This window comes from Micromonospora tarensis (assembly GCF_016803395.1).
GTDB classification, from domain to species: Bacteria; Actinomycetota; Actinomycetes; order Mycobacteriales; family Micromonosporaceae; genus Micromonospora; species Micromonospora tarensis.
In genome coordinates, this window is the sequence record NZ_JAEVHL010000009.1 from 35,752 (window position 1) to 62,026 (window position 26,275).

Here is a 26,275-nt window from a genome sequence, read left to right on the forward strand (position 1 = left end):
GCCGCTGCTAGCGAAATTCTTCAATCTCTGCCGGTGGGTGTCAACCGGTCAGGGGCAGTAGCGGTAGCCCATTCCCGGCTCGGTGATCAGGTGCCGGGGGCGGGCCGGGTCGTCCTCCAGCTTGCGCCGCAGCTGGGCCAGGTACTGCCGCAGGTAGTTGGTCTCGTTCTGGTACTCCGGACCCCACACGTCCTGGAGGAGCTGACGCTGGCTGACCAGCTTGCCGGGGTGGCGCAGCAACTTCTCCAGCACACTCCACTGGATGGGGGTCAGCTTGACCTCGGTGCCGTCGTCGCGCCGCACACTGTGGTCGGCCAGGTCGACGGTGTGCTGGCCGATCCGCAGCGCCGGCACCGCCTCGCTGGGCGCGCCGAGCCGGCGGGTCACCGCCCGGATGCGGGCCAGCAGCTCCTCCACCCCGAACGGCTTGGTCACGTAGTCGTCGGCTCCCGCGTCGAGCGCCGCGACCTTGTCCTCGCTGCCGGCCCGACCGGAGAGCACGATGATCGGCACGGCCGTCCATCCGCGCAGGCCGCGGATCACCTCCACCCCGTCGATGTCGGGCAGGCCGAGATCCAGCACCACCAGGTCGGGTGGGTGGCTGGCGGCGGCCTTCAACGCGGCGGCTCCGGTGCCGGCGACGTCCACGTCGTAGCGGCGGGCACGCAGGTTGATCCGCAGGGCCCGCAGGATCTGCGGTTCGTCGTCGACGACCAGGATGCGCGTCATTCCTGCGGCCCCTCCGAGCTGGTCGGCGCGGCCGGCAACCGCAGCACCATGGTGAGCCCACCGCCGGGGGTGGTCTCCGGGGTGATGCTGCCACCCATCGCCTCGGCCAACCCCCGGGACAGGGCAAGACCGAGACCGACGCCGGTCTGGTTGTCCCGGTCACCGAGGCGTTGGAACGGCAGGAAGACATGCTCCCACTGGTCCTCCGGGATGCCCGGGCCCCGGTCGATCACCCGCAGCTCGACCTGCCCGGCGTGGGCGCTGGCGGTGATCGTGGGCGGCTGCTCGGGCGGGCTGTAGCGCAGCGCGTTGGCGACGATGTTGACGAGCACCCGCTCCAGCAGGCCCGGGTCGGCGGTGGCGGCCGGCAGGTCGGCCGGGATGTCCGTGCCGACGGTCGCGGCCGCCGGGCCAAGTTCGTCGAGCGCCAGGGGTACGGCGTCCTCCAGGCCGATCGCGGTCGCCGAGATGCCCAGGACGCCCGCCTGGAGCCGGCTCATGTCGAGCAGGTTGCCGACCAGCCGGGCGAGCCGGTCCAGTGACTCCTCGGCGGTTTCCAGCAGCTCCTCGCGGTCGGACTCGTCGAACTCGATGTCGTGGCTGCGCAGGCTGGTCACCGCGGCCTTCGCGGACGCCAGCGGGGTCCGCAGGTCGTGGCTGACCGCCGCGAGCAGCGCGGTGCGCATCCGGTCCGCCTCGGCGAGGGGCCGGGCGGTGGCCGCCTCCTCGGCGAGTCGCTGCTGGCGCAGCGCGACGGCGGCCTGGGCGGCGAACGCCTCGACGATCCGCCGGTCGCGGCCTCCAGCCGCCGGCCGCTGAGCACCACGGTGATCCGGTCGTCGACAGGTACCGCCGTCTCGCCGCCGCCGGGCGTGCAGGCCGGCTGCTCGCCGACGCTCGCCACCACGCACCAGGCGTGCTCCTCGCGGGCCCGCTCCGGACGCCCGCTGGCCTCCTCGGCCAGCTCCAGCACGCTCACCGCGCGCAGCCCGAAGGTCTCCCGCAGTTGGTCGAGCAGGGCCGCAGCGGGCGTTCGCCGCGCAGCACGCCACCGGCGACGGCGGCGAGGGTCTGTGCGTCGGCGGCGGCCCGCGCGGCCTCCCGGGTCCGCCGGGCGGCCACGTCGACGATCCAGCTCACGGCCAGCGCCACCCCGACGAAGACGGCCAGGGCGAGCAGGTTGTCCGCCTCGGCGATGGTCAGCGTGCGGTACGGCGGGGTGAAGAACCAGTTGAGCAGCAGCGATCCGCCGAGCGCGGCGACCAGGGCCGGCCACACCCCGCCGACCAGGGCGACCCCGACGACCCCGGCGAGAAACAGCAGGATGTCGTTGGTGAGGGTCAGGTCGGGCAGGGTCTTCAGCAGCACTGTGAGCAGTGGCACGCCCAGCACGGCGAGGGCGAAGCCGAGCAGCCGGCGACGTCGGGACAGCGCCGCCGGCACGGCCGCCGCCCGCCGGCCCTTGCCGGCCTGCTTGTGGGTGACCAGGTGCACGTCGATCGAGCCGGAGCGCGCGGTGGTGGTCACCCCGACCCCCCGGGCGAAGATCTGCGCGAGCCGGCCCCGGCGGCTGGCACCGAGCACCAGCTGGGTGGCGTTCACGCCCTGGGCGAAGTCGAGCAGCGCGGCCGGCACGTCGGTGCCGAGCACCTGGTGGTACGTGCCGCCCAGGCTCTCCACCAGCACCCGCTGCCGGGCCAGCTGGGCCGGGTCGGCACCGGCCAGGCCGTCGCTGCGGGCCACGTGCACGGCGAGCAGGTCGGCGCCCTTGCTGCGGGCGGCGACCCGGGCCGCCCGGCGGATCAGCGTCTCGCCCTCCGGCCCGCCGGTGAGCGCGACCACCACCCGTTCCCGGGCCTCCCAGGTGGCCGCTATGCCCTGCTGGCTGCGGTAGCGGTCGAGCTGCTCGTCGACCTTGTCGGCCAGCCAGAGCAGCGCCAGCTCACGCAGCGCGGTGAGGTTGCCGACCCGGAAGTAGTTGCCCAACGCAGCGTCGATCTTGTCGGGTCGGTAGATGTTGCCGTGCGCCATCCGGCGACGCAGCGCCTCCGGGGTCATGTCGACGAGCTCGACCTGCTCGGCGGCGCGGACGATCTCGTCCGGCACGGTCTCCCGCTGGATGGTGCCGGTGATCTGCGCGACCACGTCGTTCACCGACTCCAGGTGCTGCACGTTCACCGTGGACAGCACGTCGATCCCCGCGTCGAGCAGTTGCTGGACGTCCTGCCAGCGCTTGTCGTGCCGGGAACCGGGCACGTTGCTGTGCGCCAACTCGTCGACCACGGCGACCTCCGGCCGGCGGGCCAGCACCGCGTCCAGGTCCATCTCGGTGAACTCGACGTCCCGGTACTCCATCGCGCGGCGGGGCACCTGCTCCAGGTCGCCGAGCATCGCGGCGGTGTGTTGGCGGCCGTGGGTCTCCACGAAACCGATCACCACGTCGGTGCCGCGCGCGGCCCGGCGCTGGGCCTCCTCCAACATGGCGTACGTCTTGCCGACGCCGGGGGCGGCCCCGAGATAGATGCGCAGTTCTCCGCGTGGCACGGGACCATCCTCCCTGGTCAGATCGGCGGGCGGGGCCGTGCCCGGTGGGCCCGGTCCCGCCGCGAGGGTGCTCAGCGCGCGGCGACCTGCTCGTCGAGGGCGAGGTTCAGCTCCAGCACGTTGACGCCGGGCTGCCCCATGAAGCCGAGCGCCCGCCCGCTGGTGTGCTCCTCGACCAGCTTGCGGACCGCCGCCGGGTCCGCGCCGCGCTCGCGCGCGACCCGGTTCACCTGCAACTCGGCGTACGCCGGGCTGATCTGCGGGTCGAGGCCGCTGGCGCTGGCGGTGACCGCGTCGGCGGGCACGGCCGGGTCGGCGGGCGCGTCGCCCCGGATCGGGGTGACCACTCCGCCGGCCGCCACGTAGTCCTCGCCGGGCTTGGCCAACTCCACCGCGACCCCCTGGTACGAGGTGACGAACGGCGTCGCCGGGGCGACCTGGTTGACGCTCACCACCCGGGTGACCGGGCCGGTCAGACCGTCGGCGCGGAAGAGCGCGAGCACGGCGCCCACGCCGTCGTCGGTGCAGAAGGGGCGGCCGCCGTCCACGCCGTTCAGCTCGCCGACCGCCTTGCTGCGCCCGCAGACCTGGGTGAGCAGGCTCTCGCTGGACTTCTCCGGGTCGGTGGCGATGGTGTCGACCACGCTCTCCGGGCCGAGGTTGCTGGCCGAGGTGGCGGTCGGGTCGTAGCCGTCGCCGGCGGCCGACGGGCGGGACTGGAAGTAGCGCGGGACGGGGTTGCCGTCCGCGTCGGTGAAGGACTGGCCGATCAGCGAGCTGCCGACGGTGTTCCCGCCCACGGTGATCAGCGAGCCGTCGGTCTTGTGGTTGAGGCCGGGCAGCTGACCGAGGGCGACCAGGGCCAGCGGGTAGACCAGGCCGAGCAGCACGGTGAAGACGAGCAGGGCGCGCAGCGCGGCGAGGTGTTGGGCGATCCAGGTGGGTAGGCGCATCACGAAATCCCCGGGACGAACTGGATGAGCAGGTCGATGAGCTTGATCCCGATGAACGGCACGATGATGCCGCCCAGTCCGTACACCAGCAGGTTGCGGCTGAGCAGCTTCGACGCGGCGGCCGGCCGGTACCGCACGCCGCGCAGGGCGAGCGGGATCAGCGCGATGATCACCAGGGCGTTGAAGATGACGGCGGACAGGATCGCCGACTCCGGGCTGGACAGCCGCATGATGTTCGGCGCGTCCAGGCTCGGGTAGAGGCCGGCGAACATGGCCGGGATGATCGCGAAGTACTTCGCGATGTCGTTCGAGATGCTGAACGTGGTCAGCGCGCCACGGGTGATCAGCAACTGCTTGCCGATCTCCACGATCTCGATCAGCTTGGTCGGGTCGGAGTCGAGGTCGACCATGTTGCCGGCCTCCTTGGCGGCCGACGTACCGGTGTTCATCGCCACCCCGACGTCGGCCTGGGCGAGCGCCGGCGCGTCGTTCGTGCCGTCACCGGTCATCGCGACCAGCCGGCCGCCCTCCTGCTCCCGCCTGATCAGCGCGAGCTTGTCCTCCGGCGTCGCCTCGGCCAGGAAGTCGTCCACCCCGGCGTCGTCGGCGATCGCCTTCGCGGTACGCGGGTTGTCGCCGGTGATCATCACGGTCCGGATGCCCATCCGGCGCATCTCGTCGAACCGCTCCCGCATTCCGGACTTGACCACGTCCTTGAGGTGGATGACGCCCAGGGCGCGGGCGGGCTCACCGTCGACGTGCTCGGCAACCACGAGCGGGGTGCCGCCGGTGCCGCTGATCGCGTCCACGATCTCGCCGACCTGCTCGGTCGGGTGGCCGCCGTTCTCGCGTACCCACTTCATCACCGCGGCGGCGGCGCCCTTGCGGACCCGGCGGGCCGTGCCCACCGCGCCGCCGTCCGGGGTCAGGTCGACGCCGCTCATCCGGGTCTGCGCGGTGAACGGCACGAAGGTGGCGTGCGGCATGACGCCGGGCTCGCGCTCGCGCAGCCCGAACTCGTTCTTCGCCAGGACGACCACCGAGCGCCCCTCCGGGGTCTCGTCGGCCAGGCTGGACAGCTGCGCGGCGTCGGCCACGGTCGCCGCGTCGACCCCCTCGACCGGTACGAACTCGGCGGCCTGCCGGTTGCCCAGCGTGATGGTGCCGGTCTTGTCCAGCAGCAGGGTGTTGACGTCGCCGGCCGCCTCGACGGCTCGGCCGCTCATCGCCAGCACGTTGCGCTGGACCAGCCGGTCCATGCCGGCGATGCCGATGGCGGAGAGCAACGCGCCGATGGTGGTGGGGATCAGGCAGACCAGCAGCGAGACCAGCACGACGCCGGTCACACCGGAACCGGTGATCGCCCCGCTGTCCGGCGCGACGGCCTGGTACGCCTTGGAGAAGATCGCCAGCGGCTGGAGGGTGACCACGGCCAGCAGAAAGATGATCGTGAGCGCGGCGAGCAGGATGTTCAGCGCGATCTCGTTCGGCGTCTTCTGCCGGTTGGCGCCCTCGACCAGGGCGATCATCCGGTCGATGAAGCTCTCCCCCGGCTTCTGGGTGATCTTCACGATGATCTGGTCGGAGAGCACCCTGGTGCCACCGGTGACCGCGCTGCGGTCGCCGCCGGACTCCCTGATGACCGGGGCCGACTCGCCGGTGATGGCCGACTCGTCGACGCTGGCGATGCCCTCGACGATGTCGCCGTCGCCGGGGATGATGCCGCCCGCCTCGACCAGCACGATGTCGCCCTGGCGCAGTTGCGGCGCGGGCACCGCCTCGTCGCGGTAGGCGTTGGCACGGGCACCGGGCTGCCAGTCGATCAGCCGGGTGGCGATGGTGTCCTGCTTGGCCTGCCGCAGCGCGGCGGCCTGGGCCTTGCCCCGGCCCTCGGCGACCGCCTCGGCCAGGTTGGCGAAGACCACTGTCAACCAGAGCCAGATGGTGATCGCCCAGGCGAACACCGACGGATCGGTCACCGCCAGGACGGTGGTGAAGGCCGCGCCAACCTCGACGATCAGCATCACCGGGTTACGCCACAACGTGGCCGGGTTGAGCTTGCGTACCGCGTCCGGCAGGGACCGGAGCAGCTGCTTGGGGTCGAGCAGGCCCCCGCCGATCCGGTTGCCTCCGGTGGCGAGCTGCCCGGATGTCACGGACATGTCCTCGTTCCTCATGGTGGTCAGAGCCCTTCTGCCAGCGGGCCGAGCGCGAGCGCGGGCAGGAAGGTCAGCGCGACGAGGACCACAGTGACGCCGACGACCATCCCGATGAACAGGGGTCGGTGGGTCGGCAGGGTGCCCTCGGACGCGGGGGTGGGTGCCTGGCGGGCCAGCGAGCCGGCCAGCGCGAGCACGAAGATCAGCGGCAGGAACCGGCCCAGCAGCATGCCCAACCCGAGCGCGGTGTCCCACCAGGTGGTGTTGACGGTGATGCCGCCGAAGGCGGAGCCGTTGTTGTTGCTGGCCGAGGTGAACGCGTACAGCACCTCGGAGAGGCCGTGCGGGCCGACGTTGAGCGCTGTCGAGTTGTTGCCGGTGCCGAACGCGGCCGCCGTGCCGACCAGCACCAGGATCGGCGTGATCAGGAAGTAGAGCGAGGCGAACTTGATCTCGCGCGAGCCGATCTTCTTGCCCAGGTACTCGGGGGTGCGGCCCACCATCAGCCCGGCCACGAAGACCGTGATCACGGCGAGGATGAGCAGGCCGTACAGCCCGGAACCGGTGCCGCCCGGCGCCACCTCGCCGAGCATCATGTTGACCATGGTCATCATGCCGCCGAGCGAGGTGAACGAGTCGTGGAACGAGTTGACCGCACCCGTCGAGGTGAGCGTGGTGGCGGCGGCGAAGGTGGCCGAGTTCGACACGTCGAACCGCACCTCCTTGCCCTCCATCGCCGCACCGACCGCCTGCGGCACCGTGCCGTGGCCGGCCAGCTCGAAGACGTTGGTGAGGGCGACGCTGGCGAACGCGAGGATGCCCATCACCGCGGCGATGGCGTAGCCCTGCCGGTGCTGCCCGACCATCCGGCCGAAGACCCGGGGCAGGCTGAACGGGATCAGCAGGATCAGGAAGATCTCCAGCCAGTTCGTCCAGCTGGTGGGGTTCTCGAACGGGTGCGCGCTGTTGACGTTGTAGAAGCCGCCACCGTTGGTGCCCAGCTCCTTGATCACTTCCTGGCTGGCCACCGGGCCGCCGGTGATGGTCTGGGTGCCGCCGGTCAGCGTGCTCACGTCGGTGCCGGCGGTAAGGTTCTGCACCGCCCCGCCGATCATCAGCGCGATCGCGCCGAGCACCGCGATCGGCAGCAGGATCCGCAGCACGATCCGGGTCAGGTCGACCCAGAAGTTGCCGAGCTGCCCGGTGCGACTGCGGGCGAAGCCGCGTACCAACGCGACCGCCACCGCGATGCCGACCGCCGCCGAAACGAAGTTCTGCACCGCCAGGCCGGCCATCTGCACCAGGTGACCCATCGTCGACTCACCCGAGTACGACTGCCAGTTGGTGTTGGTCACGAACGACACGGCGGTGTTCCACGCGCCGTGCGGCACCACCGGGTCGAAGCCCAGCGACAGCCACAGGTGGTTCTGCACCCGCTGGAACAGATACAGGAACAGAATCGAGACGGCGGAGAACGCCAGCACACTGCGGGCGTACACGCCCCAGGTCTGCTCGGCGGCCGGGTTGACCCCGACCAGGCGGAAGACGCCCCGCTCGACCCGCGACTGTTTGGTGCCGGTGACCGCCCGGAACATGTGGTCGCCGAACGGCTTGTAGACGGCGACCAGGGCCGCCACCAGCGTCAGCACGAAGATGACGCCCGCTGTTGTCATGGTCATCAGCAGCGCTCCGGGAACAACAGGGCGAACACCAGGAACGCGCCCAGGACGACCGCGAGCACCAGACCGACGGCGTTGACCGCGTTCACAGCTTCTCCACCGCCCGGACCACCAGGGCGAGCACCGCGAACAGCGCCACCGTCAGGACCACGAACACCACGTCAGACACGCTGACTCCTCTTACCGGAAAGGTTCGTCGCGACCGCCTTCCGGCCGCGCCCGGCAAGCAAAGCCCTGCCAACCGCCGGACGGCAGGGGTCATAACGCGACCATGACGGCGGCGAACCGTTTCTTGACGCGGTTTTCACACCTGCCCGGTGAACAGGTGAGATGCGGCGCAGCGCAGGGTTGGTCGACTCGGGTTTCAGGAAACCGAGGTGATCTTCCGTGCGGAGGTCAGGCCGGGCGGCGGGCCACCAGCACGTCCCGCATGATCGACTGATCCACCCGGTGCCGCAGCGCGCGGTAGGGCTCGTCGTCGACCACTGTCAGGCCCGCGTCGGCCAGCGCCGCCGCGGCGTCGTCCCGGCTGGCGACGTGGGTGTTCCAGGAGATCCCGAGGGCACCGCCGGGGCGCAACAGCCGGGCCCAGACCGGCGCGGCGTCCGCGAGCAACGCCAGCGGATCGCGCGAGAGACCCTGATGTGCGGTACGGCTGCCGTGCTGTACGCCGTACGGCGCGTCGGCCACCACCAGGTCCACGGTCTCCGGGCGGAAGAACTCCCCCGACCGGGCGGTGTCCGCGTTGACCACGTCCAGCAGCTGGGTCTGGCCGGCCTTGTGCTCCTCGCGGGTCGGCGCCAGCTCGATCCGCACCCGCCGGCCGACCACCTTGCGTTCCCGGCGCACCGGCCCCGACTCCAGCACCCGGTGCTTGACCCGCTTCTGCTTCAGCCAGGTGGTGATGAACGCCCGGTACGCCTCGACGTCCTTCTGGTCGCGCTCCACCCCGGCGGCGTCGAAGCCGTACATCAGCGCCTGGTTCAGGGTGGTGCCCCGACCGCAGAGCGGGTCGAGCACCCGGAACCGTCGGCTGGTCAGCTCGCCGGCCCAGGCCGAGGCGAGCAGGGTGACGTTGAGCAGCAGCTTGGTGAACTGCTCGTTGGTCTTGCCCGGGTACTTCTGGATGGTGAGCAGGTCGTCGTCGTAGCGGTCCAGCCGGCTCCACTCGACCGGCCGCAGCAGCTCACCGACGATCTCGAACAGCGCGTACCCGGCGGAGAGGTTGCCCAGCGCGGCCAGGTCACGGTCGGTCAGCCCATCACCGCTGAAGGTGACGTAGGACGCCCCTCCGACGACCTCGGTGTCCAGCTCGCCGATCCGACCGTCCAGCGCCGAGTTGCCGAAGATCTCCAGCTCGGCCCGGGTGAGGTCGACGGCGGAGCGGGCGTACACCCGGTTGGTGGCGGGCAGGATGAGCAGGCCGTAACGCGTCATGATCCGGCGAGTATTCCACAACCGGTGACAGTCGCCGGGAACCGGAACGGCCGCCGGAGCGACTACCGGTACATGGGGTGTGAGCAGTGGCGGGAGGTCCTGTCCGCGCAGTTGGACGGGGAGGAGACCGCCGCCGAACTGACGGCGGTGCAGCAGCACCTCGACGGGTGCGCCGAGTGCCGGGGCTGGTTCACGGCCGCGGCTGCGGTGACCCGTCGGGTTCGTACCCGATTGGTCGCCGAGGTGCCCGACCGGACCGAGGCGATCCTGGCTGCCACCGCCGCCGCCCCGGCCCGCCGCCCGTGGTGGCGACGCCGGGCCGGGCATGGCCCGCTGGTCGCCGGTCTCACGGAAGGCGCGCGGGCATGGCCCGCTGGTCGCCGGCCTGCGGAAGGCGCGCGGGCGTGGTCCGCTGGTCGCCGGGCTCCGGTCGGCGCTCGGGCTGCTCGGCGCGGTGCAACTGGTGCTCGGCCTGGCCCAGGTGGGCCGGGGCGCGACCGCCGATCACCTGCACCCCACCGGCCAGCACCTGTGGCACGAATCGGCAGCGTGGAACGTCGCCGTCGGGGCCGGCTTCCTCTTCGTGGCGCTGCGCCGCAGCCCTCCGGCCGGGCTGCTGCCGATGCTCAGCGCGTTCGTCGGCACGTTGCTGCTGCTGTCGGTGAACGACCTGGCCACCGGATCGGTGGGCGGGGAACGGCTGGTCAGTCACGGCTTCCTGGTGGTTGGCTACCTGATCACCGTGCTGCTGTCCCGACCCGGCCTGCGCCCCGGCGGGCCCGCGCCGCAGCGGCAGCCGACACCGTCGCGCTGGCGGTTCGGCGCCGACGAGGTGGACCGGCCGCTGCGGGTGGTACGCCCCGAGTCGTATCCAGCGCAGGCCGCCGACCGTTTCGCCGCCCCGGCGGCGCAGGGCGGGCATGCCACGCGTACCGATCAGGCCGGCGGACGTCGCGCCGCCTGACCGTCGGCGGCATCGACCACCCGGCGGACGCTCAGGTCGTGTGCCTGGTCGGGCCCTCGCTGTGGCGCGTTCCGGCGGCGTCACTGCCGAGCAGCAGGCCGAGTTCCGATGTGTCGTCGGTCTGGCACCGGGGATCGTGGGCTGCGTAGAGCAGGGACAGCTGTCTGTGCAGCTGGCGCCGTTCGTCCTCGCCGAGCGGAGCGAGGAAGCCGTCCTCGGCCCAGCGCAGCGCCGTGAGGGCTTCCGACAATACGGTGCGGCCGTCGGTGGTGACGCTGATGAGCTGTTTCCGGCGGTCGGTGGGGCTGCGCTCGCGCCGGACATATCCGTTGCGCTCAAGGCCGTCGATGACCGCGACCATCGTGGTGCGGTCGAGTCCAGTCTGCTGAGACAGGTCACGCTGGGACAACTCCCCGTCCTGGACGAAGGCCAGCACCCGCAGATCCCGGCCGCGTAGGCGGAAGGGCAGGAGCGCCTCTTCCATTCGGGCGCTGGCGAGGTTGGCCAACCTCAGCAGCAGGTAGCCGGTGGCGGAGGAGATGGTTTCGGATGAGCGCACAAAACGTAGCCTAGTCTTCCGCTGAACTGATCGTCAGCTACGCTGATGATCAGTGAGCCGGCCTACTAGGAGAGTCGTATGAAGATGCGCGTCATCCTCACCATCGTCGGCGTGATCACCGCAACGCCCGCACTTGCCTTGTTCTGGCCGCAACTGCTGACGAGCAGTTATGGACTGGCCGACCCCGATCGGATGACCACCGCGCTGCTCCAGCACCGAGGTGTGCTGCAGGCCGCTCTCGGCGCGGCCATCATCTGGGGAGCCTTCTACCTGCCGGCCAGAGTGCCGGCGGCGGCGACCGCCATCATCACCAAGTCGGTCTTTCTCGCCCTGACCGTCGTCGACGTCGGCATGCGGGCCGACATGAACCTCGTCTCGCTGGTCTTCGACCCGATCGCCATCGTCATCCTGACGATCGTCATCGTGCTCCACTTCCGCGAATCGTCCCCCGCCGCCGCACCAGCCTGAAGCCCGGCACTGGCGTGGCTCGGGCAGAGCGCGGGTTCCGTCAGCGGCGGCGCGAGCGTGCAGGCCAGAGCAGTGGAGGGCAGCTCAAGCCGGAGGCGCTGGCCGGGCCGGGCCGGCACCGGCGATGACCTGCGGGATGACCTGTTCGACGATGGTCAGCAGGGTGGTGGTGAGCAGCAGGTGGACCTGGGCGCGGGTCAACGCATCCCGCTGGAGCCACTCCCGGGCGGTCGACGTGGCCAGCCCGCCATACGCCCGGACCATCCCGCGCAACTCCTCGCGGTGGTGCGCCTCGCCGGCCAGCCCGACGGCGACCAGCATGCGGTCCGCAGCGACCTCCTCAGCCTCGGCGAGCACCCGCTCCACGTCGGCGTCCCCGCCCATCCCCCGCGCGGTGACCGCTGCCAGCCAGGACGTGCTGTGCCGGGACACCACGTCGAGGAACCAGGTGACGCTGGCGTCGACCCGGGTCCGCAGATCACCCTTGGGCAACCGCTCCACCGCCACCTCGGGGATGGTCACCATGACCCGGACGACCTCCAGGTAGAGGTCCTTCTTCGTGCCGAAGTAGTGGTTGACCAAGCCCCGGGCGACACCCGCCTCGCGGGCGACGTCGGTGGTCGACACGTCCGCGTACGGGCGCTCGCCGAACAGCCGGACCGCGCAGGCCAGGATCTGCCCGCGCCGGGCGTCCGGTTCCAACCGCCGGCGACGAGGAGCCGTCTCGACACTCATCTGCCCGACCCTATCGCCGCACATCCCCGGCGACGCTCACGTCGCTTGATCGACTCGGCTTCCTTGAAGTCGCGGCATCCGGCGGCGGCGGATAGCCCGATTTCAAGAACCCGAGTCGATCAGCGTGCCCGTCGATCAACGCAGCCGGGCCTCCGCGACTTATTGACATGCCGCCAACAGGACGCGAGGGTGGTGCACATGTCGACGCCCGACGGTCCCCCCTCGCCCTGGCGGCAGCCTGAGCACGACGACCTGGCCGACCTGGCCCGCACCTTCTTCACCAAGGAGGTGCTGCCGCACGCCGAGCGCTGCTGGCGCAGGGCCACCCGGACCGCGGGCACTACCGGCGCGCCGGCGAGCTGGGGTTGCTCGGCCTGTCCGTCCCGGAGGAGTACGGCGGTGGCGGCGGCGGCTTCACCCACGAGGCGGTGCTGCTGCACGAGCAGGCGCACACCGGGGAGGGCAGCCTCGGACTGGCAGTGCACAGCGGCATCGTCACCGGCTACCTGGTGGCGTACGGCAGCGAGGAGCAGAAACGGCGCTGGCTGCCCGGCCTGTGCAGCGGCGAGCTGGTCGGCGCGATCGCGATGACCGAGCCGGACGGCGGCTCCGATCTCCAGGCGATGCGCACCCGGGCGGTCCGCGACGGCGACGACTACCTGGTCACCGGCGCGAAGACGTTCATCACCAACGGCGGCCTGGCCGACCTGGTCATCGTGGCCGTGAAGACCGACCCCGAGCAGCGGGCGGCCGGGGTCTCGTTGCTGGTCTGCGAGGTGGGTGGCGACCCGGAGGGCTTCCGCCGGGGCCGGCTGCTGTCCAAGATCGGGCTGCACGCCAACGACACCGCCGAGCTGTTCTTCGACGAGTTCCGGGTGCCGGCGGCCAACCTGCTCGGCGGTGCCGAGGGGCTGGGCTTCATCCAGCTCATGCAGCAGCTCCCGCAGGAACGGCTGGTGATCGGGGTCGGCGCGGTGGCGGCCATGGAACGGGCGGTCGAGCTGACCGTGGCGTACGCCAAGGAGCGCACCGCCTTCGGCAAACCGCTGATGGGGCACCAGAACACCCGGATGGTGCTCGCCGAGTGCGCCACCCGCACCCGGGTCAGCCGGGTCTTCCTGGACGACTGCATCGTCCGGCACACCCGGGGCGAGCTGGACGTGGCCACCGCGGCGATGGCGAAGTCGTGGCTCACCGACGGGCAGTGCGAGGTCATCGACCGGTGCCTCCAGCTCTTCGGTGGCTACGGCTACACCACCGAGTACCCGATCGCCCGGATGTACGCCGACGCCCGGGTGCAGAAGATCTACGGCGGCACCAACGAGATCATGAAGGAGCTGATCGCCCGTGCCCTCTGAGGCGTACGTCTATGACGCGGTCCGCACCCCGCGCGGACGCGGCCGGGACACCGGCGCGCTGCACGGGGTCAAGCCGATCTCGCTGGTGGTCGGCCTGATCGACGCGTTGCGCGAGCGCAACCCCGGCCTGGACGTCGGGCGGTTGGAGGATCTGCTGCTCGGCATCGTCACCCCGGTCGGTGAGCAGGGCGGTGACCTGGCGCGGGCCGCCGCGCTGCTGGCCGGGTTGCCCGACCAGGTGGGCGGGGTGCAGCTCAACCGGTTCTGCGCCTCCGGATTGGAGGCGGTCAACTCCGCCGCGGCGCGGATCCGCTCCGGTTGGGAGCACCTGCTGCTCGCCGGTGGGGTGGAGTCGATGTCCCGGGTGCCGATGGGCTCCGACGGCGCGGCCTGGGCCACCGACCCGCAGACCGCGCTGGCCACGTCGTTCGTGCCGCAGGGCGTCAGCGCCGACCTGATCGCCACAGTGGAGGGCTTCACCCGCGACGACGTGGACGGCTACGCGCTGCGGTCGCAGGAGCGGGCCGCCAAGGCGTGGGCCGGCGGGCACTTCGCCCGGTCGGTGGTGCCGGTCCGCGACGGCAACGGCCTGGACATCCTCACAGTGGACGAGCACCTCCGCCCGGACACCACCCGGGAGGCCCTCGCTCGGCTCACCCCGTCCTTCGCCAGCATGGGCGAGGCGGCCGGGTTCGACGCTGTCGCGTTGCAGAAGTTCCACTGGCTGGAGGCGATCGAGCACGTGCACCACGCCGGCAACTCGTCGGGCATCGTGGACGGGGCGGCGCTGGTGCTGATCGGCTCTGAGCAGGTCGGTCGGGACCTCGGCCTCACCCCGCGCGCCCGGATCGTCGGCGCGGCGGTCACCGGCGCCGACCCGACGCTGATGCTGACCGGCCCGATCCCGGCCACCCACAAGGCGCTCGCCGCCGCCGGGCTGACAGTGCACGACATCGACCTGTTCGAGATCAACGAGGCGTTCTCGGCGGTGGTGCTCAAGTACGTCCGTGACCTGGGCCTCGACCCGGACCGGGTGAACGTCAACGGTGGCGCGATCGCCCTCGGCCACCCGCTCGGGGCGACCGGAGCGATGCTGCTCGGTACGGCGTTGGACGAGGTGGAGCGCCGCGAGCTGCGCCGCGCCGTGGTGACCCTGTGCATCGGCGGCGGCATGGGCGTCGCCACCGTGCTCGAGCGCTGCTGACCCGGAGGACAACCATGACCGACACCATCCGGTACGACCGCGGCGCCGACGGCATCGTCACGCTCACCCTGGACGACCCGACCCAGTCCGCGAACACCATGAACCGGGCGTACGCCGCGTCGATGAGCGCGGTGCTCGACCGGCTGGAGGCTGAGCCCGACCTCGCCGGCGTCATGGTGACCAGCGCCAAGTCGACGTTCTTCGCCGGCGGCGACCTGCCGGAGATGATCCGCGCCACCCGCGCGGACGCGCCCGCGCTGGCCGAGCTGCTCGGCACCATCAAACGGGACCTGCGCCGGCTGGAGACGCTGGGCCGGCCGGTGGTCGCGGCGGTCAACGGGTCCGCGCTCGGCGGCGGGCTGGAGATCACGCTCGCCTGCCACCACCGGATCGCGCTGGACGTGCCCGACTCACGGCTCGGGCTGCCCGAGGTGACGCTGGGTCTGCTACCCGGGGCCGGCGGGGTCACCCGGACGGTACGGATGCTCGGCCTGGCGGAAGCGCTGACCACTGTGCTGCTCACCGGCCGACGGATGCGCCCGGCCGACGCGCTGGCCGCCGGTCTGGTCGACGAGGTGGTCGGCACCGAGGCGGAGTTGCGGGACCGGGCCGTGCCTGGATCGTCGCCAACCCGCAGCCGAAGCAGCCGTGGGACCGGCCGGACTACCGGATGCCCGGCGGCAGCCCGGCCAGCCGTTCCCTCGCCGCGCAGCTGCCCGCCTTCCCGGCCACCCTGCGCAAGCAGCTCAAGGGCGCCCGGCTGCCCGCGCCCGAGGCGATCCTGGCCACCGCCGTCGAAGGCGCGCAGGTCGACGTGGACACCGCGTTCACAGTGGAGACCCGGCACCTGATCGGCCTGCTCACCGGGCAGGTCGCCAAGAACATGATCGGGGCGTTCTTCTTCGACCTGAAGGCGGTCAACGGCGGTGCCGCCCGACCGTCAGTGGACGTCCCGCAGGTGCGGCGGGTGGCGGTGCTCGGCGCGGGCATGATGGGCGCGGGCATCGCGTACGCCTGCGCCAACGCCGGGTTGGACGTGGTGGTCAGGGACGTCTCCCCGGAGGCAGCCGGCCGGGCCCGGTCACACGCCGAACGGTTGCTGGCCCGCAAGGTGGGCAAGGGCCGCGCGACGGAGGCGGACGCGCGCGCCGTGCTGGACCGGATCACGGTCACCGACCAGGTGGACGCGCTCGCCGGCTGCGACGCGGTGATCGAGGCGGTCTTCGAGGACCCGGCGCTGAAGCAGGCCGTGTTCGCCGAGGTGCTACCCGTGCTGGCGCCCGACGCGCTGCTCGCCTCCAACACGTCCACCCTGCCGATCACCGGGTTGGCCGAGGGCGTGGACCGGCCGGCCGACTTCATCGGGATGCACTTCTTCTCCCCGGTGGACCGGATGCCGTTGCTGGAGATCGTGGTGGGTGAACGGACCGGGGACGTCGCGCTGGCCCGGGCCTTCGACCTGGGCCGGCGAATCGGCAAGACGCCGATCGTGGTCGACGACGGGCGGGGCTTCTTCACCAGCCGGGTGATCGGCCACTTCATCGACGAGGCGGTCGGCATGGTCGCCGAGGGCGTCCCCGCCGCGTCGTCGAGCAGGCCGCCCTCCAGGCCGGCTACCCGACCGGGCCACTGGCGCTGGCCGACGAGGTGAGTCTCACCCTGATCCAGCGGATCCGCCGTCAGTTCGAGGCGGCCAGCGCGGAGTACCGGCCACTGCCGGCGCACCGGCTCGTCGACGAACTGGTCGACGCGTACGACCGGCCGGGGCGCGCCGCCGGGCGCGGCTTCTACTCGTACGACGACGGCACCCGAGGCCGGCTGTGGACCGGTCTCGCCGACCTGATCACCGACGCCGGCCGGGCGGTGCCCTTCACCGATCTCCAGGAGCGGATGCTCTTCGCCGAGGCGCTGGACGCGTTGCGCTGCCTGGAGGAGGGAGTGCTGCGCACCGAGACCGACGCCAACATCGGCTCAATCTTCGGCATCGGCTTCCCGGCCTGGACCGGTGGGGTGATCCGCTACGTCCGGCAGTACGCGGGCGGCCCGGCGGGCTTCGCGGCCCGGGCCACCGAGCTGGCCGACCGCTACGGGGACCGGTTCAGGCCTCCCGCCGACCTGGTCGACCGGCTCGCCGCGTCCGGCGCCCGGTCCGCTGATGCGACGGCCGCCGGATGAGAACCGCCTGCGGTCGATTCGCGCGGGTCGCCGCCCGCGCCGTGAGGGCCGACAGCATGATCGTGCCCGATCAAGGATCTGGTGGCATCGGATGGCTTCGCACACCACTACATCCTGGATCGAGCGCGATCTTGGCCGGAGACAGCGAGACCACGCCGATGAGCGCCGCGTGACGACGTCCAGTGGTCCGCTCGCCGGCGTGCGGGTGGTCGAGCTGGCCAGCCTCGCCCCGGCGCCGTTCGGTTGCATGGTCCTCGCCGACCTCGGCGCGGACGTGGTGCGGGTGGACCGGCCCGGCGCCCCGGGGCCGGGCCGGCTGGCCGCGCCGACGGGCGGGCCGTTGCAACGCGGCCGGCGGGTCACCGCGCTGGACCTGAAGTCCGCAGCCGGGGTGGCCGACCTGCTGCGCCTGGTCGAGCGGGCGGACGTGCTGGTGGAGGCGTACCGGCCGGGGGTGGCCGAGCGGCTCGGCTTCGGCCCGCAGATCTGCCAGGCCCGCAACCCACGGCTGGTGTACGCGCGGATGACCGGCTGGGGTCAGGACGGTCCGCTGGCCGCCCGCGCCGGGCACGACATCGACTACATCGCGGTGGCCGGGGCGTTGGAGCCGCTGGGCCGGGCCGGCGAACGCCCGTACGCGCCGATGAATCTGCTCGGCGATTTCGGTGGCGGTGGCATGCTGCTCGCCGTCGGCGTGCTGGCCGCACTGCTGGAACGGGAACGCTCCGGCGTCGGCCAGGTGGTCGACGCGGCGATGGTGGACGGGTCGGCGCTGCTCACCTCGTTCCTGCACGGGCTGCTCGGCACCGGCCGGTGGGCCGCCCCACGCGGGCACAACATGTTCGACGGCGGGGCGCCGTTCTACGACACCTACCGCACGGCCGACGGTCGGTTCATGGCCGTCGGCGCGATCGAACCAGCCTTCTACGGCGTACTCCTGACCGGCCTGGACCTCGCCGACGACCCGCACCTGCCCGCCCAGTACGACCCGAGCGGCTGGGACGAGCTGCGCCGTCGATTCGCCGAGCGGTTCGCGGAACGCAGCCGGGACGAGTGGACGGCGATCTTCGCCGACCTGGACGCGTGTGTCGCACCGGTGCTCGCCCCCGGTGAGGCGCCCACGCACCCGCACAACGCCGCCCGGGGCACGTTCGTCGAGGTGGGCGGTGAGATGCAGCCGGCACCGGCCCCCCGCTTCGACAGGACCCCGACCGGTCCGCCCGCCCCGGCCCCCGACCCGGACCACGACACCCAACAGGTAGCGGACATCCTCACCACCTGGCAGTGATCCACAGCGGACTTCCCGGGCAGCCGCACCGATGCCGCGTTGATACCGTCGGGCACCGATGGTGGACCGCTGACGGAGGGGAACGAGTTGGGTTGGGACGGCGGCCGGATCTTTCAGGGGAGTCGACGAGCATGGGTACGGACAGTTGGAAGGGCCACGTCAACGGGGTCCTCTACGGGACCCAGTTCGACAGGGCGCTCGACGATGCGGTGGTGAAGCGGGTCGCCGACGGGGTGGCCACGGGGCTCTACCCGGGTGGTTTAGCCGAAACTCGGGATGCGCTCGACCAGGCGCTGCGCTACTCGGGCCCGCTGAACGACCAGGCCGAGACGCACCACAGCGAGGACGAGATCCGCGCGTTCCTCCGCCGGCTGTCGGCAACCCTGGCCTCCACCCCGTCCCAGACTTGATCGAAAGGTTCACGTCAGCGAGCTGTCCTTTTCTGACGCAAACCTCTTGATCAACCTAGGAGAGGGGCGGCGGCGGGGAGCACGTCGCCGGTACCAGGTGGCGAAGAGGGCTGTCGCCAGGAGCAGTTCCGCCACGTCGCCGCCGTAGTACATGAGTTGGGCGGCCGACTGGAACGCCGCCGGGTCCCGGTCGGTGAGGCCGGGTGGCAGCGTCGCAGCGTTCGCGTACAGGTACTTGGCCAGCACGGCGTGACCGGCCGCCGCGCCGAGCAGCGCGCCGACCCGCACGGCCAGCCCCGGCCGGCGGGGTGCCGGGTCCGGCCCGGCGAGCGACCAGGCGAACAGGTACCCGGCGGCCAGGTAGTGCAGGTGCACGCCGTGGTGCAGGGCGGATTGCCGCTCGGCCATCGCGTACAGCGGGGTGAGCAGCACCAGCGCCAGCCCGCCGGTGCTGAGCAGCGCGGCGGTGACCGGGTGGGCGATCACGTGCAGCGGGCGGGCGCGCAGCAGCCGGCCCACCCGCCGACGCGTCGGCGACGACGCGACGTGCAACAGCAGCGTCACCGGTGCGCCGAGCACCAGCCCGAGCGGCGCCAGCATGCCGAGCAGCAGGTGCTGCGCCATGTGCCCGCGCGGGTCGCCGGGGAGCGGGGCGAGCGGTCCGAGGGCGACCGCCAGCACCGCGCACCCGGCCAACCAGGCGGCGGTACGCCGGTGGTCCCAGCCGCGCGGATCGCGTACGGCGGCCAGCAGGTAGCCGACGGCCAGCAGCACGACCGGGAGTAGCGCCAGCCAACCCGGCCCGTCCGCCGGGTGGCCGCCGTGCGCCAGTTGCGGCGACACCGGCCAGGCCGAGCCGTCCGCCGCGGGCCCGCCGGACGGCACCGTCGCACCCGGAGGCACCGCCGTCACCGGAGGCCGTCGCCCGCGCCCCGGGACCGGGCCCGCCACAGCAGCGCCGCGCCGGCCAGCACCAGCACCGCGCCGGCCACGTTCCACAGCACGTCGTACGGGACCAGGTGGACGCCGTAGCGGATCTGGTGCAGCCGGAGCACCTTGTGGTCGACCAGCCCGTCGAAGATCTGGAAACCACCGGCGCCGAGCAGGAAGCCAGCCCAGGCCAGGCGGGACGACAGGGCGTGGCGTCGACGCAGGTCGGCGAACCAGAAGAACCCGCCGACCAGGGCGATCACCTCGGCGGCGTGCAGCAGCCCGTCCGAGAGCAACGCCACCGACGGGGTGGACCGGTCGTAGAAGTGGTGCCAGGCCAGCAACTGGTGGAAGACGATCTCGTCCACCGCAGCCATGATCGCGACGCCGATGAGGACGCCGGCGAGCGTCGAGGCGCGGGCGTCGGCGCGACGCGCAGTCGGCAGGATCGAGCCGGTCACCACACACCTCTCAGTCGTGTCGGGTCAGCACCGAACTACCCGGAAACGGACGGCGCATGCCACCGGGGTTGACCGCCGGCGAGCTGAGCAACAGGGATTCGCTGAGGTCGGGGTGGCTGATCCGGTGGGATGGCCCGGCATCCGGGAACTCGTGTTGATCAGGGCATGGCGCATGATCATGGGAGCAGCGAGAGAGGGAGGTGCCGGTGCCGGACGCAGACGAACTCGTCGCCAACGCGCTCGCGGCGGTGCGTGGCACCGACGTACGACAGGCCGAACGGCAGCTCGACCAGCTGATGGTCGGCACCGGCGCGGCGGACGGCGGCACGGCGGTGGACGCGGCGCTGCTGCGCCGCCTGGTGCGCGGCCTGGGCCGACTCTGGCCGCTCGGTTGGCAGCCGGCCGACGTGCACCGGATCACCGGTCGCCGGCTCGACGCCCGCGCGGCTCGGCTGGTCCGCGACGGCGATGGCCGCCCAGCGGCGGGACCAGGCCGAGCCGGTCCCGCCCTGGTGGGACGAGCAGCTCCGCGACCTGGCGGCCACCGGGGGGAACGACGACCCCGGTGTGCTGACCGGCTGGGCCAGCCGGGAGGGGCTCGACCGGGCCGACGCGCTGCGCGCCGCCGTCGACGTACTCGCGCTGGTGGAGAGCCTGCCGCCGATCGCGGTGCTGCGCCCGCCACCCGGCTCGACCGGCGCGGCGATCCCACGCGCGGCCGGTACGGCCCGCAGTGGGTCGCCGATGCTGGACCGGGTACGGGCGCTGCTGGCCAAGGCCGAGTCGACCACCTTCCCGGCCGAGGCGGAGGCGCTGACCGGCAAGGCACAGGAGCTGATCGCCCGGCACAGCATCGACGAGGCGCTGCTGGCCGGCGGGGCGGAGCGCGGCGATCTGCCCGGCGGGGTACGCCTGAGCACGGACACCCCGTACGCGGGCGCGAAGGCGCTGCTGGTGCAGGAGGTGGCGGCGGCGAACCGGTGCGAGGCGGTCTGGTCGGATGATCTCGGCTTCGCGACAGTGCTGGGCTGGCCGGCCGACCTGGTGGCGGTGGAGGTGCTCTACACCTCGCTGCTGGTCCAGGCCACGGCGGCGATGCTGCGCGGGCGCGCCGAGCGGCGGCCGGGGTCGGGGCGACGGACGAAGGTCTGGGACGAGTCCTTCCTGAACGCGTTCGCGCTGCGGATCGGCGAGCGACTGCGTGCGGCCACCGAGGCGGCCACCGAGGCGGCGGCCGAAGCGGCCGACCAGGCGGCTGTCGAGTCGGATCGACTGTTGCCGGTGCTCGCCGCACGGGGCGAGGCGGTCCGGGAGCGGCTGGAGACGCTCTTCCCCGGCGTCACCCGGCACCGGCTCAGCGTGCGCGACGCCGACGGTTGGTCGTCCGGCACCTCGGCCGCCGACCGGGCAGCACTGGACGTCGGCGGTGGCCGGAAGCCCCGACAGGTGCCGGGCCGACCCGACCGGCGCTGAATCACCCGGCGTGGGAACGCCACCGCCGGAAGTTTCTGCGATTTTCTTCGGTATGCGGTAGGGATCGGGGGGACGGCTCCGACCCTCCGGTGAGCCGCGCCCCGGCCGGGGTGTGGCCAGAGTCTGAGGAGCATCGCCGTGAAGTACATGCTGCTGATCTGGAACCGACCCGGCTTCACCGAGGAGCTGACCGAGCAGGACCGCACCGCCCTCTTCGGCGAGGTCGACGAGATCATGCGGGAGTTGACCGAGACCGGTGAGCTGGTCGGGGGTCAGGCGCTGGCCAACCCGGCGCAGACGTTGACGGTCCGGCTCGTCGACGGCAGCGCCGAGGTCGTCGACGGGCCGTTCATGGAGAGCAAGGAGCAGTTCGCCGGCTACCTGACGGTCGACTGCGACAGCCCGCAACGGGCCGCCGAGATCGCCGCCCGCTGGCCGGACGTGCGCTTCGGTGGCGCGCTGGAGGTCCGGCCGATCATGGACGAGTCCGCAGCGGAGGAGATGTGACCGACGACCGGACGGTCGAGGAGCTGCTGCGCACGCTCGCGCCGCAGCTCCTCGGCCTGCTGGTTCGCCGGCACGGCCAGTTCGACAGGTGCGAGGACGCGGTCCAGGAGGCCCTGCTCGCCGCCGCGACGCAGTGGCCCGGGCAGGGCGTACCGGATAATCCGCGCGCCTGGCTGCTCACCGTGGCGACCCGTCGGCTCACCGACGAGTGGCGCAGCGAGAGCGCTCGCCGGGATCGCGAGCTGGCGGTGGCGCTGCGCGAACCGGCGTACGCCGGGGTGGCGCCGCCGGCCGACGCGGAGCCGGCGGTGCCGGACGCCGACGACACCCTCACCCTGCTCTTCCTCTGCTGCCACCCGGCGTTGACCGGGTCGGCGCAGGTGGCGCTCACCCTGCGGGCGGTGGGCGGTCTCAGCACCGCCCAGATCGCCCGGGCGCACCTGCTGCCGGAGGCGACGATGAGCCAACGGATCCGGCGGGCCAAGCAGCGGATCGAGGCCGCCGGGGCACGGTTCGCCATGCCCGGCCCCGCCGAGCGGGAGGAGCGGCTGCGCACTGTGCTCCGGGTGCTCTACCTGATCTTCAACGAGGGCTACACCGCGTCCAGCGGCCCGGACCTGCACCGGGCCGAGCTGACCGGGGAGGCGATCCGGCTGGGCCGCATCCTGCACCGGCTGCTGCCCGACGACGGCGAGGTGTCCGGGCTGTTGGCGCTGATGCTGCTCACCGACGCGCACCGGGCGGCCCGGGTGGGCCCGGACGGGGAGTTGGTGCCGCTGGCGGAGCAGGACCGCGCCCGCTGGGACGCGGTGGCCATCGCCGAGGGGATCGCGCTGGTCACCGAGGCGTTGACCTGGTCGCCGCCCGGCCCGTACCAGCTTCAGGCGGCGATCGCCGCCGTGCACGCGGAGGCTTCGACGGCGGCGGAGACGGACTGGCGACAGATCCTCGCGCTCTACCGGCTGCTGGCCCGGATCGCGCCGAATCCGATGGTCACCCTCAACCAGGCGGTCGCGGTGGCCATGGTGGACGGGCCGCAGGCCGGGCTGGCCCTGCTCACCCCGCTCGACGCCGACGAGCGCACCGCCGGGCACCACCGGCTCGCCGCGGTCCGGGCGCACCTGTTGGAGCTGGCCGGGGACACCGCTGCGGCGCGGGAGGCGTACCTGGCGGCGGCGCGTGGCACCACCAGCCTGCCCGAGCAGCGATACCTGGAGCTGCGCGCCGCCCGACTGGCAGAGCAACAGTAAGCCCTCCCCCTCCTTTGCCATTCCGGCAAGGAATTTTGCGTATCGCTCGGTCGCCGGTCACAGTCGTGGCCGACCCACGGAGGAGCGGCCGGATGACCGAGCAGCACGAGTTCGACAAGGGCTACTGGGACCGCCACTGGCACCAGCCCGACCACCACCGTCCCGAGGCCGGGGACGAGAATCCCCCGCACCCCTACCTGGCCGACCAGGTCAGCGACCTGACGCCGGGCACGGCGCTGGACGCCGGGTGCGGCACCGGCGCGGAGGCGGTCTGGCTCGCCTCGCACGGCTGGCGGGTCACCGCCGTCGACATCGCCTCCGCCGCCCTGGCCCGGGCCGCCGCGCGGGCCACCACCGCCGGGTCGCCGAACGGGTGCGGTGGGTGGCGGCGGACCTGACCACCTGGCACCCCGGCGCGCCGTTCGACCTGGTCACCACGCACTACGCGCACCCGGCGATGCCGCAGCTGGACTTCTACGACCGCGTCTCCGGCTGGGTGGCGCCCGGCGGCACCCTGCTGATCGTCGGGCACCTGCACGCGCCGGGCGCCACCGGGCACGAGCACCACCCACCGGCCGAGGCCTCGGTGACCCTCGCGGACATCACCGCGGGTCTGGAGCGCACCCGGTGGGAGGTCAGCACGGCCGAGGAGCACCACCGCCCGGTGGCCGGCCCCGGGGGTCGGGAGAACACGCTGCACGACGTCGTCGTCCGCGCCACCCGACGCCCCTGAGCCGGCCGCCTGTCACACCTCGGGTTCGATGGCCGGGCAGCCGGCGCCCCGGGCCGGCACCACCTGGTCGAGCAGGTAGGCGTCGACGGCCCGCTGCACGCACGGACTGGTCGAGTAGCTGCCGTGCCCCCACCCGTGGTAGGTGAGCAGCACCCCGTGCCGACCCAACTGCCGTGCCACGTTACGGGCCCAGCCGTAACCGCTCGCCGGGTCGTGCACGGTGGCGGCGATCAGCAGCGGCACGTCGGTGCGCACCCGCAGCCGATGCTGCGGGTTGGCGACCGGCGTCGGGGTGCCCAGGCAGGTGACCACTGCGAACAGCGCCGGCGGGTAGCGCAGGTCGGGCGCGAGCTGGGCGCTGCGGCGCAGCTGCCCGGCGTAGTCCCGGTAGTCGCGGACCGGCAGGCTCCAGTCCTGGCAGAAGACCGCGAAGGGGTACGCGGCCACGGCATCGTCCGCCAGCGTGCTGACGCCCGCCGTCGCCGCCCCCTCCAGCCTGCCGATCCACTCCGCCAGCCCCGGCCACCGCCAGGTGTCGTAGAGCTTCTTGTGGGCGAGGCGGCTCAGCTCGAACGCGGCGAGCGGGGCGCCGGCCCGGTCCGGGTCGGTAAGCGTGCCGCGCTCCGCCCGAGCGTGCAGCCCGGCCCAGATCGCCCGCACGTCACGATCGTGCAGCGCGCAGTCGGTGGAGCGGGCGCACCAGGCCAGGAACTCGTCGAACGCGTCCTCGGCGGTGACGGCCTGGGTGTCGAGGAAGGCGCGGGTGCCGAGGCTGTGGTCCATCGCGGCCTCCAGCACCATGGCCCGGACCCGATCGGGGAACAACTCGGCGTAGCGCTGCCCGAGCAGGGTGCCGTACGAGCTGCCGTGGAAGGTCAGCTGGCGTTCGCCGAGCGCGGCGCGGACCGCGTCCAGGTCGCGGGCGGCGCTTGTCGTGTCCACGTGGTCGTAGAGCGCGCCCGTGCGGGCCCGGCAGTCGGCGCGCAGCAGCGCGTTGTTGACCACCGTCGCGTCGAACTGGGCCTGGTCGGCGATCACCTGCGGTTGCCGGCCGAGCAGCTCCCGCGAGCAACGCACCGGGTGGCTGGCACCGGTGCCGCGCGGGTCGAAGCTGACGATGTCGAACCGGCGGCGCAGGTCGGCACTGAACCGGGAGCTGCCGTTCACCACCCGGTCGACCCCGCTGTCCCCCGGCCCGCCGGGGCCGAAGACCAGCGACCCTTGTCGGGCGGTCGGGTCGGTGGCGACCCGGCGGGCCACCGCCAGCTCGAAGTGCTCCCCCCGTGGTCGGTTCCAGTCGACCGGCAGCGACAGGGTGCCGCACTGGGCCGGGACCTCCGCGCCGGGCGGTTGCTCTCCGGGGGCGTCCTCGGCGCAGGGCTGCCAGTCGATCACGGGTCGGGCGACGGCCGGGCTCGCCGGGGTCAGGCCGGCGGCGGTGAGCGCCAGGGCCACCGCCCAGCCGACTTTGGATTTGCGTACGCGCAGCATGGGGTGCTGTCCTCTCCTCGAAGGAGTGTTGCCTGTGAGACTCGCCCACTGGGCGAGGTGACGCTGCTTCCACCCGGCCGTCGAGTAGCCGCTCGACGGCCCGGGGCCTTCGGCCGGCGGGGTCAGTCGACCTCGCGCAGCACGCGTTCGAGGCTGGTCATCCGGGTCTCCATCCCGCCCAGCCGGCCGTCCAGCGCCGCGAGCAGCCGGGCGTTCTCCGCCTGGGCCTGGGCGGCGGTCTCGGCGAGCTTGCGGTAGTCGTCCGCGCGGTTCGCCTCGTACCGGGCCCGCCGGGTCTTGGCGAGCTGCACGACGGTCACCGTGAACACGCTGATCAGCAGGGCGAACACTCCGATCGCGCCGACCACCTCGGTCCAGTCGTGCTCGCTCATCGCGCCGCTCCCGGTTGCTCGCCCGAGTCGGGCACGGTCAGCGTCTCGACCGCCGCCGCGATGACCCCGGGGGTGAGAGTGAGCACGAACGGCTCCACCTCGTAGTAGTTCATGGCCTTCCCGTCCTCCGACAACTCCATGCGGGCGGTGACCAGCCCGGCCGCCGCCAGCTTCCGTAGGTGGACCTGCAACAGCGCGCGGCTGATGCCCAGTTGCCGGGCCAGCCCGCTGACGTACGCACGCTCGCGGGCCAACGCGGCGACGACCCGCAGCCGGTGCGGGTTGGCCAGGGTGGCCAGCATCCGGACCAGGTCGTCGCCGGTCGGCGGTGACGCCGCGCTCATAACCAGCCCTTGCACATGCCAAAAGAAGTTAG

29 protein-coding genes and 2 pseudogenes are annotated in these 26,275 nt (G+C 72.5%); 15 read left to right on the top strand and 16 right to left on the bottom strand.

Going from position 1 to position 26,275, the window contains the following annotated elements:
- Positions 1-48 precede the first annotated feature (48 nt).
- The 8 genes and pseudogenes from JM949_RS03650 to JM949_RS03685 form a co-directional block, all read right to left on the bottom strand.
- Positions 49-729, bottom strand: coding sequence for a response regulator (locus JM949_RS03650; protein WP_203147036.1), 681 nt, complete (start codon positions 727-729; stop codon positions 49-51).
- Positions 726-3,273 (bottom strand): annotated as a pseudogene (locus JM949_RS03655) (DUF4118 domain-containing protein). Before JM949_RS03655 ends, JM949_RS03650 begins: the two are co-directional and overlap by 4 nt.
- Positions 3,274-3,344: 71 nt before the next feature.
- Positions 3,345-4,226: a potassium-transporting ATPase subunit C gene (locus JM949_RS03660; protein ID WP_203147037.1), complete on the bottom strand. Its 882-nt coding sequence runs from the start codon at positions 4,224-4,226 to the stop codon at positions 3,345-3,347.
- Positions 4,226-6,388 (bottom strand): potassium-transporting ATPase subunit KdpB, encoded by a 2,163-nt coding sequence (gene kdpB, locus JM949_RS03665; RefSeq protein ID WP_203147038.1) that lies wholly within the window; start codon positions 6,386-6,388, stop codon positions 4,226-4,228. Before kdpB ends, JM949_RS03660 begins: the two co-directional genes overlap by 1 nt.
- Before the next feature lie 20 nt (positions 6,389-6,408).
- Positions 6,409-8,064, bottom strand: a complete 1,656-nt coding sequence (gene kdpA, locus JM949_RS03670) for a potassium-transporting ATPase subunit KdpA (RefSeq protein WP_203147039.1) — start codon at positions 8,062-8,064, stop codon at positions 6,409-6,411.
- On the bottom strand, positions 8,064-8,153 hold the full coding sequence (gene kdpF / locus JM949_RS36420) for a K(+)-transporting ATPase subunit F (RefSeq protein WP_203147040.1): 90 nt from the start codon (positions 8,151-8,153) through the stop codon (positions 8,064-8,066). Before kdpF ends, kdpA begins: the two co-directional genes overlap by 1 nt.
- Positions 8,150-8,326 (bottom strand): hypothetical protein, encoded by a 177-nt coding sequence (locus tag JM949_RS03680; RefSeq protein WP_203147041.1) that lies wholly within the window; start codon positions 8,324-8,326, stop codon positions 8,150-8,152. The genes kdpF and JM949_RS03680 overlap by 4 nt, the downstream gene beginning before the upstream one ends.
- A gap of 134 nt (positions 8,327-8,460) precedes the next feature.
- Positions 8,461-9,501, bottom strand: a complete 1,041-nt coding sequence (locus JM949_RS03685) for a TRM11 family SAM-dependent methyltransferase (protein WP_203147042.1) — start codon at positions 9,499-9,501, stop codon at positions 8,461-8,463.
- Between the two features lie 72 nt (positions 9,502-9,573).
- On the opposite strand from JM949_RS03685, the pseudogene JM949_RS39550 reads away from it, so the two are divergent.
- Both JM949_RS39550 and JM949_RS03690 read left to right on the top strand, forming a co-directional pair.
- Positions 9,574-9,636 (top strand): annotated as a pseudogene (locus JM949_RS39550) (hypothetical protein); the annotation flags it as partial.
- A 190-nt stretch (positions 9,637-9,826) separates the two neighbouring features.
- Entirely contained in the window at positions 9,827-10,465 is a 639-nt protein-coding gene (locus tag JM949_RS03690; RefSeq protein WP_407664687.1) for a hypothetical protein, read from the top strand.
- 31 nt (positions 10,466-10,496) lie between these two features.
- On the opposite strand, the gene JM949_RS03695 is transcribed toward JM949_RS03690, so the two are convergent.
- Entirely contained in the window at positions 10,497-11,024 is a 528-nt protein-coding gene (locus JM949_RS03695) for a MarR family winged helix-turn-helix transcriptional regulator (RefSeq protein WP_203147043.1), read from the bottom strand.
- Positions 11,025-11,102: 78 nt separating this feature from the next.
- Here JM949_RS03695 and JM949_RS03700 point away from each other — a divergent pair, with 78 nt between their 5' ends.
- The gene (locus JM949_RS03700) at positions 11,103-11,492 is read left to right on the top strand and encodes a hypothetical protein (protein ID WP_203147044.1); all 390 of its coding nucleotides are present in this window, start codon (positions 11,103-11,105) and stop codon (positions 11,490-11,492) included.
- Between the two features lie 84 nt (positions 11,493-11,576).
- On the opposite strand, the gene JM949_RS03705 is transcribed toward JM949_RS03700, so the two are convergent.
- A complete protein-coding gene (locus JM949_RS03705) occupies positions 11,577-12,227 on the bottom strand; it encodes a TetR/AcrR family transcriptional regulator (RefSeq protein ID WP_203147045.1) in 651 nt (216 codons plus the stop codon).
- A 365-nt stretch (positions 12,228-12,592) separates the two neighbouring features.
- On the opposite strand from JM949_RS03705, the gene JM949_RS03710 reads away from it, so the two are divergent.
- The 7 genes from JM949_RS03710 (at position 12,593) to JM949_RS03730 (ending at position 18,662) form a co-directional block, all read left to right on the top strand.
- Positions 12,593-13,585 (top strand): acyl-CoA dehydrogenase family protein, encoded by a 993-nt coding sequence (locus JM949_RS03710; protein ID WP_238432522.1) that lies wholly within the window; start codon positions 12,593-12,595, stop codon positions 13,583-13,585.
- A complete protein-coding gene (locus JM949_RS03715; RefSeq protein WP_203147046.1) occupies positions 13,575-14,789 on the top strand; it encodes an acetyl-CoA C-acetyltransferase in 1,215 nt (404 codons plus the stop codon). Before JM949_RS03710 ends, JM949_RS03715 begins: the two co-directional genes overlap by 11 nt.
- A gap of 14 nt (positions 14,790-14,803) precedes the next feature.
- A complete protein-coding gene (locus tag JM949_RS38760; protein WP_305070579.1) occupies positions 14,804-15,640 on the top strand; it encodes an enoyl-CoA hydratase-related protein in 837 nt (278 codons plus the stop codon).
- Between the two features lie 140 nt (positions 15,641-15,780).
- Entirely contained in the window at positions 15,781-16,440 is a 660-nt protein-coding gene (locus tag JM949_RS38765) for a 3-hydroxyacyl-CoA dehydrogenase family protein (RefSeq protein WP_305070581.1), read from the top strand.
- Positions 16,437-16,964 carry a hypothetical protein gene (locus tag JM949_RS38770; RefSeq protein ID WP_309231991.1) on the top strand — a complete coding sequence of 176 codons (528 nt, stop codon included), beginning with the start codon at positions 16,437-16,439 and terminating at the stop codon, positions 16,962-16,964. The genes JM949_RS38765 and JM949_RS38770 overlap by 4 nt, the downstream gene beginning before the upstream one ends.
- 169 nt (positions 16,965-17,133) lie before the next feature.
- Positions 17,134-18,252: a CaiB/BaiF CoA transferase family protein gene (locus JM949_RS03725; RefSeq protein ID WP_309231992.1), complete on the top strand. Its 1,119-nt coding sequence runs from the start codon at positions 17,134-17,136 to the stop codon at positions 18,250-18,252.
- 131 nt (positions 18,253-18,383) lie between these two features.
- The gene (locus tag JM949_RS03730) at positions 18,384-18,662 is read left to right on the top strand and encodes a hypothetical protein (RefSeq protein WP_203147048.1); all 279 of its coding nucleotides are present in this window, start codon (positions 18,384-18,386) and stop codon (positions 18,660-18,662) included.
- A 9-nt stretch (positions 18,663-18,671) separates the two neighbouring features.
- Here the strand turns inward: JM949_RS03730 and JM949_RS03735 are convergent, their stop codons facing one another.
- The 3 genes from JM949_RS03735 to JM949_RS36425 form a co-directional block, all read right to left on the bottom strand.
- Positions 18,672-19,565 (bottom strand): cytochrome c oxidase assembly protein, encoded by an 894-nt coding sequence (locus JM949_RS03735; RefSeq protein ID WP_309231993.1) that lies wholly within the window; start codon positions 19,563-19,565, stop codon positions 18,672-18,674.
- A 5-nt stretch (positions 19,566-19,570) separates the two neighbouring features.
- Positions 19,571-20,053 carry a DUF2243 domain-containing protein gene (locus tag JM949_RS03740; protein WP_203147050.1) on the bottom strand — a complete coding sequence of 161 codons (483 nt, stop codon included), beginning with the start codon at positions 20,051-20,053 and terminating at the stop codon, positions 19,571-19,573.
- Positions 20,054-20,229: 176 nt separating this feature from the next.
- Positions 20,230-20,466, bottom strand: a complete 237-nt coding sequence (locus tag JM949_RS36425) for a hypothetical protein (RefSeq protein WP_238432523.1) — start codon at positions 20,464-20,466, stop codon at positions 20,230-20,232.
- A gap of 55 nt (positions 20,467-20,521) precedes the next feature.
- Between JM949_RS36425 and JM949_RS03745 the strand changes: the two genes are divergently transcribed.
- The 5 genes from JM949_RS03745 to JM949_RS36435 all read left to right on the top strand — a co-directional run bounded on the left by JM949_RS03745 (position 20,522) and on the right by JM949_RS36435 (position 24,016).
- Positions 20,522-21,526, top strand: a complete 1,005-nt coding sequence (locus tag JM949_RS03745) for a DUF2786 domain-containing protein (RefSeq protein ID WP_238432524.1) — start codon at positions 20,522-20,524, stop codon at positions 21,524-21,526.
- 147 nt (positions 21,527-21,673) lie between these two features.
- The gene (locus tag JM949_RS03750; protein WP_238432543.1) at positions 21,674-22,033 is read left to right on the top strand and encodes a YciI family protein; all 360 of its coding nucleotides are present in this window, start codon (positions 21,674-21,676) and stop codon (positions 22,031-22,033) included.
- On the top strand, positions 22,030-23,283 hold the full coding sequence (locus JM949_RS03755; RefSeq protein ID WP_203147052.1) for an RNA polymerase sigma factor: 1,254 nt from the start codon (positions 22,030-22,032) through the stop codon (positions 23,281-23,283). The genes JM949_RS03750 and JM949_RS03755 overlap by 4 nt, the downstream gene beginning before the upstream one ends.
- Positions 23,284-23,375: 92 nt before the next feature.
- The gene (locus tag JM949_RS36430; protein ID WP_238432525.1) at positions 23,376-23,681 is read left to right on the top strand and encodes a class I SAM-dependent methyltransferase; all 306 of its coding nucleotides are present in this window, start codon (positions 23,376-23,378) and stop codon (positions 23,679-23,681) included.
- Positions 23,666-24,016, top strand: a complete 351-nt coding sequence (locus tag JM949_RS36435) for a class I SAM-dependent methyltransferase (protein ID WP_238432526.1) — start codon at positions 23,666-23,668, stop codon at positions 24,014-24,016. The genes JM949_RS36430 and JM949_RS36435 overlap by 16 nt, the downstream gene beginning before the upstream one ends.
- Before the next feature lie 12 nt (positions 24,017-24,028).
- Here JM949_RS36435 and JM949_RS03765 read toward each other — a convergent pair whose 3' ends face one another.
- The 3 genes from JM949_RS03765 to JM949_RS03775 form a co-directional block, all read right to left on the bottom strand.
- Entirely contained in the window at positions 24,029-25,507 is a 1,479-nt protein-coding gene (locus JM949_RS03765) for an alpha/beta hydrolase (RefSeq protein WP_203147053.1), read from the bottom strand.
- A gap of 122 nt (positions 25,508-25,629) precedes the next feature.
- Entirely contained in the window at positions 25,630-25,899 is a 270-nt protein-coding gene (locus JM949_RS03770) for a hypothetical protein (RefSeq protein WP_203147054.1), read from the bottom strand.
- Positions 25,896-26,243, bottom strand: a complete 348-nt coding sequence (locus JM949_RS03775) for an ArsR/SmtB family transcription factor (protein WP_203147055.1) — start codon at positions 26,241-26,243, stop codon at positions 25,896-25,898. The genes JM949_RS03770 and JM949_RS03775 overlap by 4 nt, the downstream gene beginning before the upstream one ends.
- Positions 26,244-26,275 lie beyond the last annotated feature (32 nt).

Bases quoted from the DNA above. Each gene is read 5' to 3' on its own strand.
- JM949_RS03690 (WP_407664687.1), top strand. From the start codon at position 9,827: ATGGCCCGCTGGTCGCCGGTCTCACGGAAGGCGCGCGGGCATGGCCCG.
- JM949_RS03685 (WP_203147042.1), bottom strand. From the start codon at position 9,501: ATGACGCGTTACGGCCTGCTCATCCTGCCCGCCACCAACCGGGTGTAC.
- JM949_RS03745 (WP_238432524.1), top strand. From the start codon at position 20,522: ATGGCCGCCCAGCGGCGGGACCAGGCCGAGCCGGTCCCGCCCTGGTGG.
- JM949_RS03660 (WP_203147037.1), bottom strand. From the start codon at position 4,226: ATGCGCCTACCCACCTGGATCGCCCAACACCTCGCCGCGCTGCGCGCC.
- JM949_RS03730 (WP_203147048.1), top strand. From the start codon at position 18,384: ATGGGTACGGACAGTTGGAAGGGCCACGTCAACGGGGTCCTCTACGGG.
- JM949_RS03680 (WP_203147041.1), bottom strand. From the start codon at position 8,326: ATGACCCCTGCCGTCCGGCGGTTGGCAGGGCTTTGCTTGCCGGGCGCG.
- JM949_RS03775 (WP_203147055.1), bottom strand. From the start codon at position 26,243: ATGAGCGCGGCGTCACCGCCGACCGGCGACGACCTGGTCCGGATGCTG.
- JM949_RS03770 (WP_203147054.1), bottom strand. From the start codon at position 25,899: ATGAGCGAGCACGACTGGACCGAGGTGGTCGGCGCGATCGGAGTGTTC.
- JM949_RS36430 (WP_238432525.1), top strand. From the start codon at position 23,376: ATGACCGAGCAGCACGAGTTCGACAAGGGCTACTGGGACCGCCACTGG.
- JM949_RS03650 (WP_203147036.1), bottom strand. From the start codon at position 729: ATGACGCGCATCCTGGTCGTCGACGACGAACCGCAGATCCTGCGGGCC.
- kdpA (WP_203147039.1), bottom strand. From the start codon at position 8,064: ATGACCATGACAACAGCGGGCGTCATCTTCGTGCTGACGCTGGTGGCG.
- JM949_RS38765 (WP_305070581.1), top strand. From the start codon at position 15,781: ATGGGCGCGGGCATCGCGTACGCCTGCGCCAACGCCGGGTTGGACGTG.
- JM949_RS03765 (WP_203147053.1), bottom strand. From the start codon at position 25,507: ATGCTGCGCGTACGCAAATCCAAAGTCGGCTGGGCGGTGGCCCTGGCG.
- JM949_RS38760 (WP_305070579.1), top strand. From the start codon at position 14,804: ATGACCGACACCATCCGGTACGACCGCGGCGCCGACGGCATCGTCACG.
- kdpB (WP_203147038.1), bottom strand. From the start codon at position 6,388: ATGTCCGTGACATCCGGGCAGCTCGCCACCGGAGGCAACCGGATCGGC.
- JM949_RS03705 (WP_203147045.1), bottom strand. From the start codon at position 12,227: ATGAGTGTCGAGACGGCTCCTCGTCGCCGGCGGTTGGAACCGGACGCC.
- JM949_RS03750 (WP_238432543.1), top strand. From the start codon at position 21,674: ATGCTGCTGATCTGGAACCGACCCGGCTTCACCGAGGAGCTGACCGAG.
- JM949_RS03700 (WP_203147044.1), top strand. From the start codon at position 11,103: ATGAAGATGCGCGTCATCCTCACCATCGTCGGCGTGATCACCGCAACG.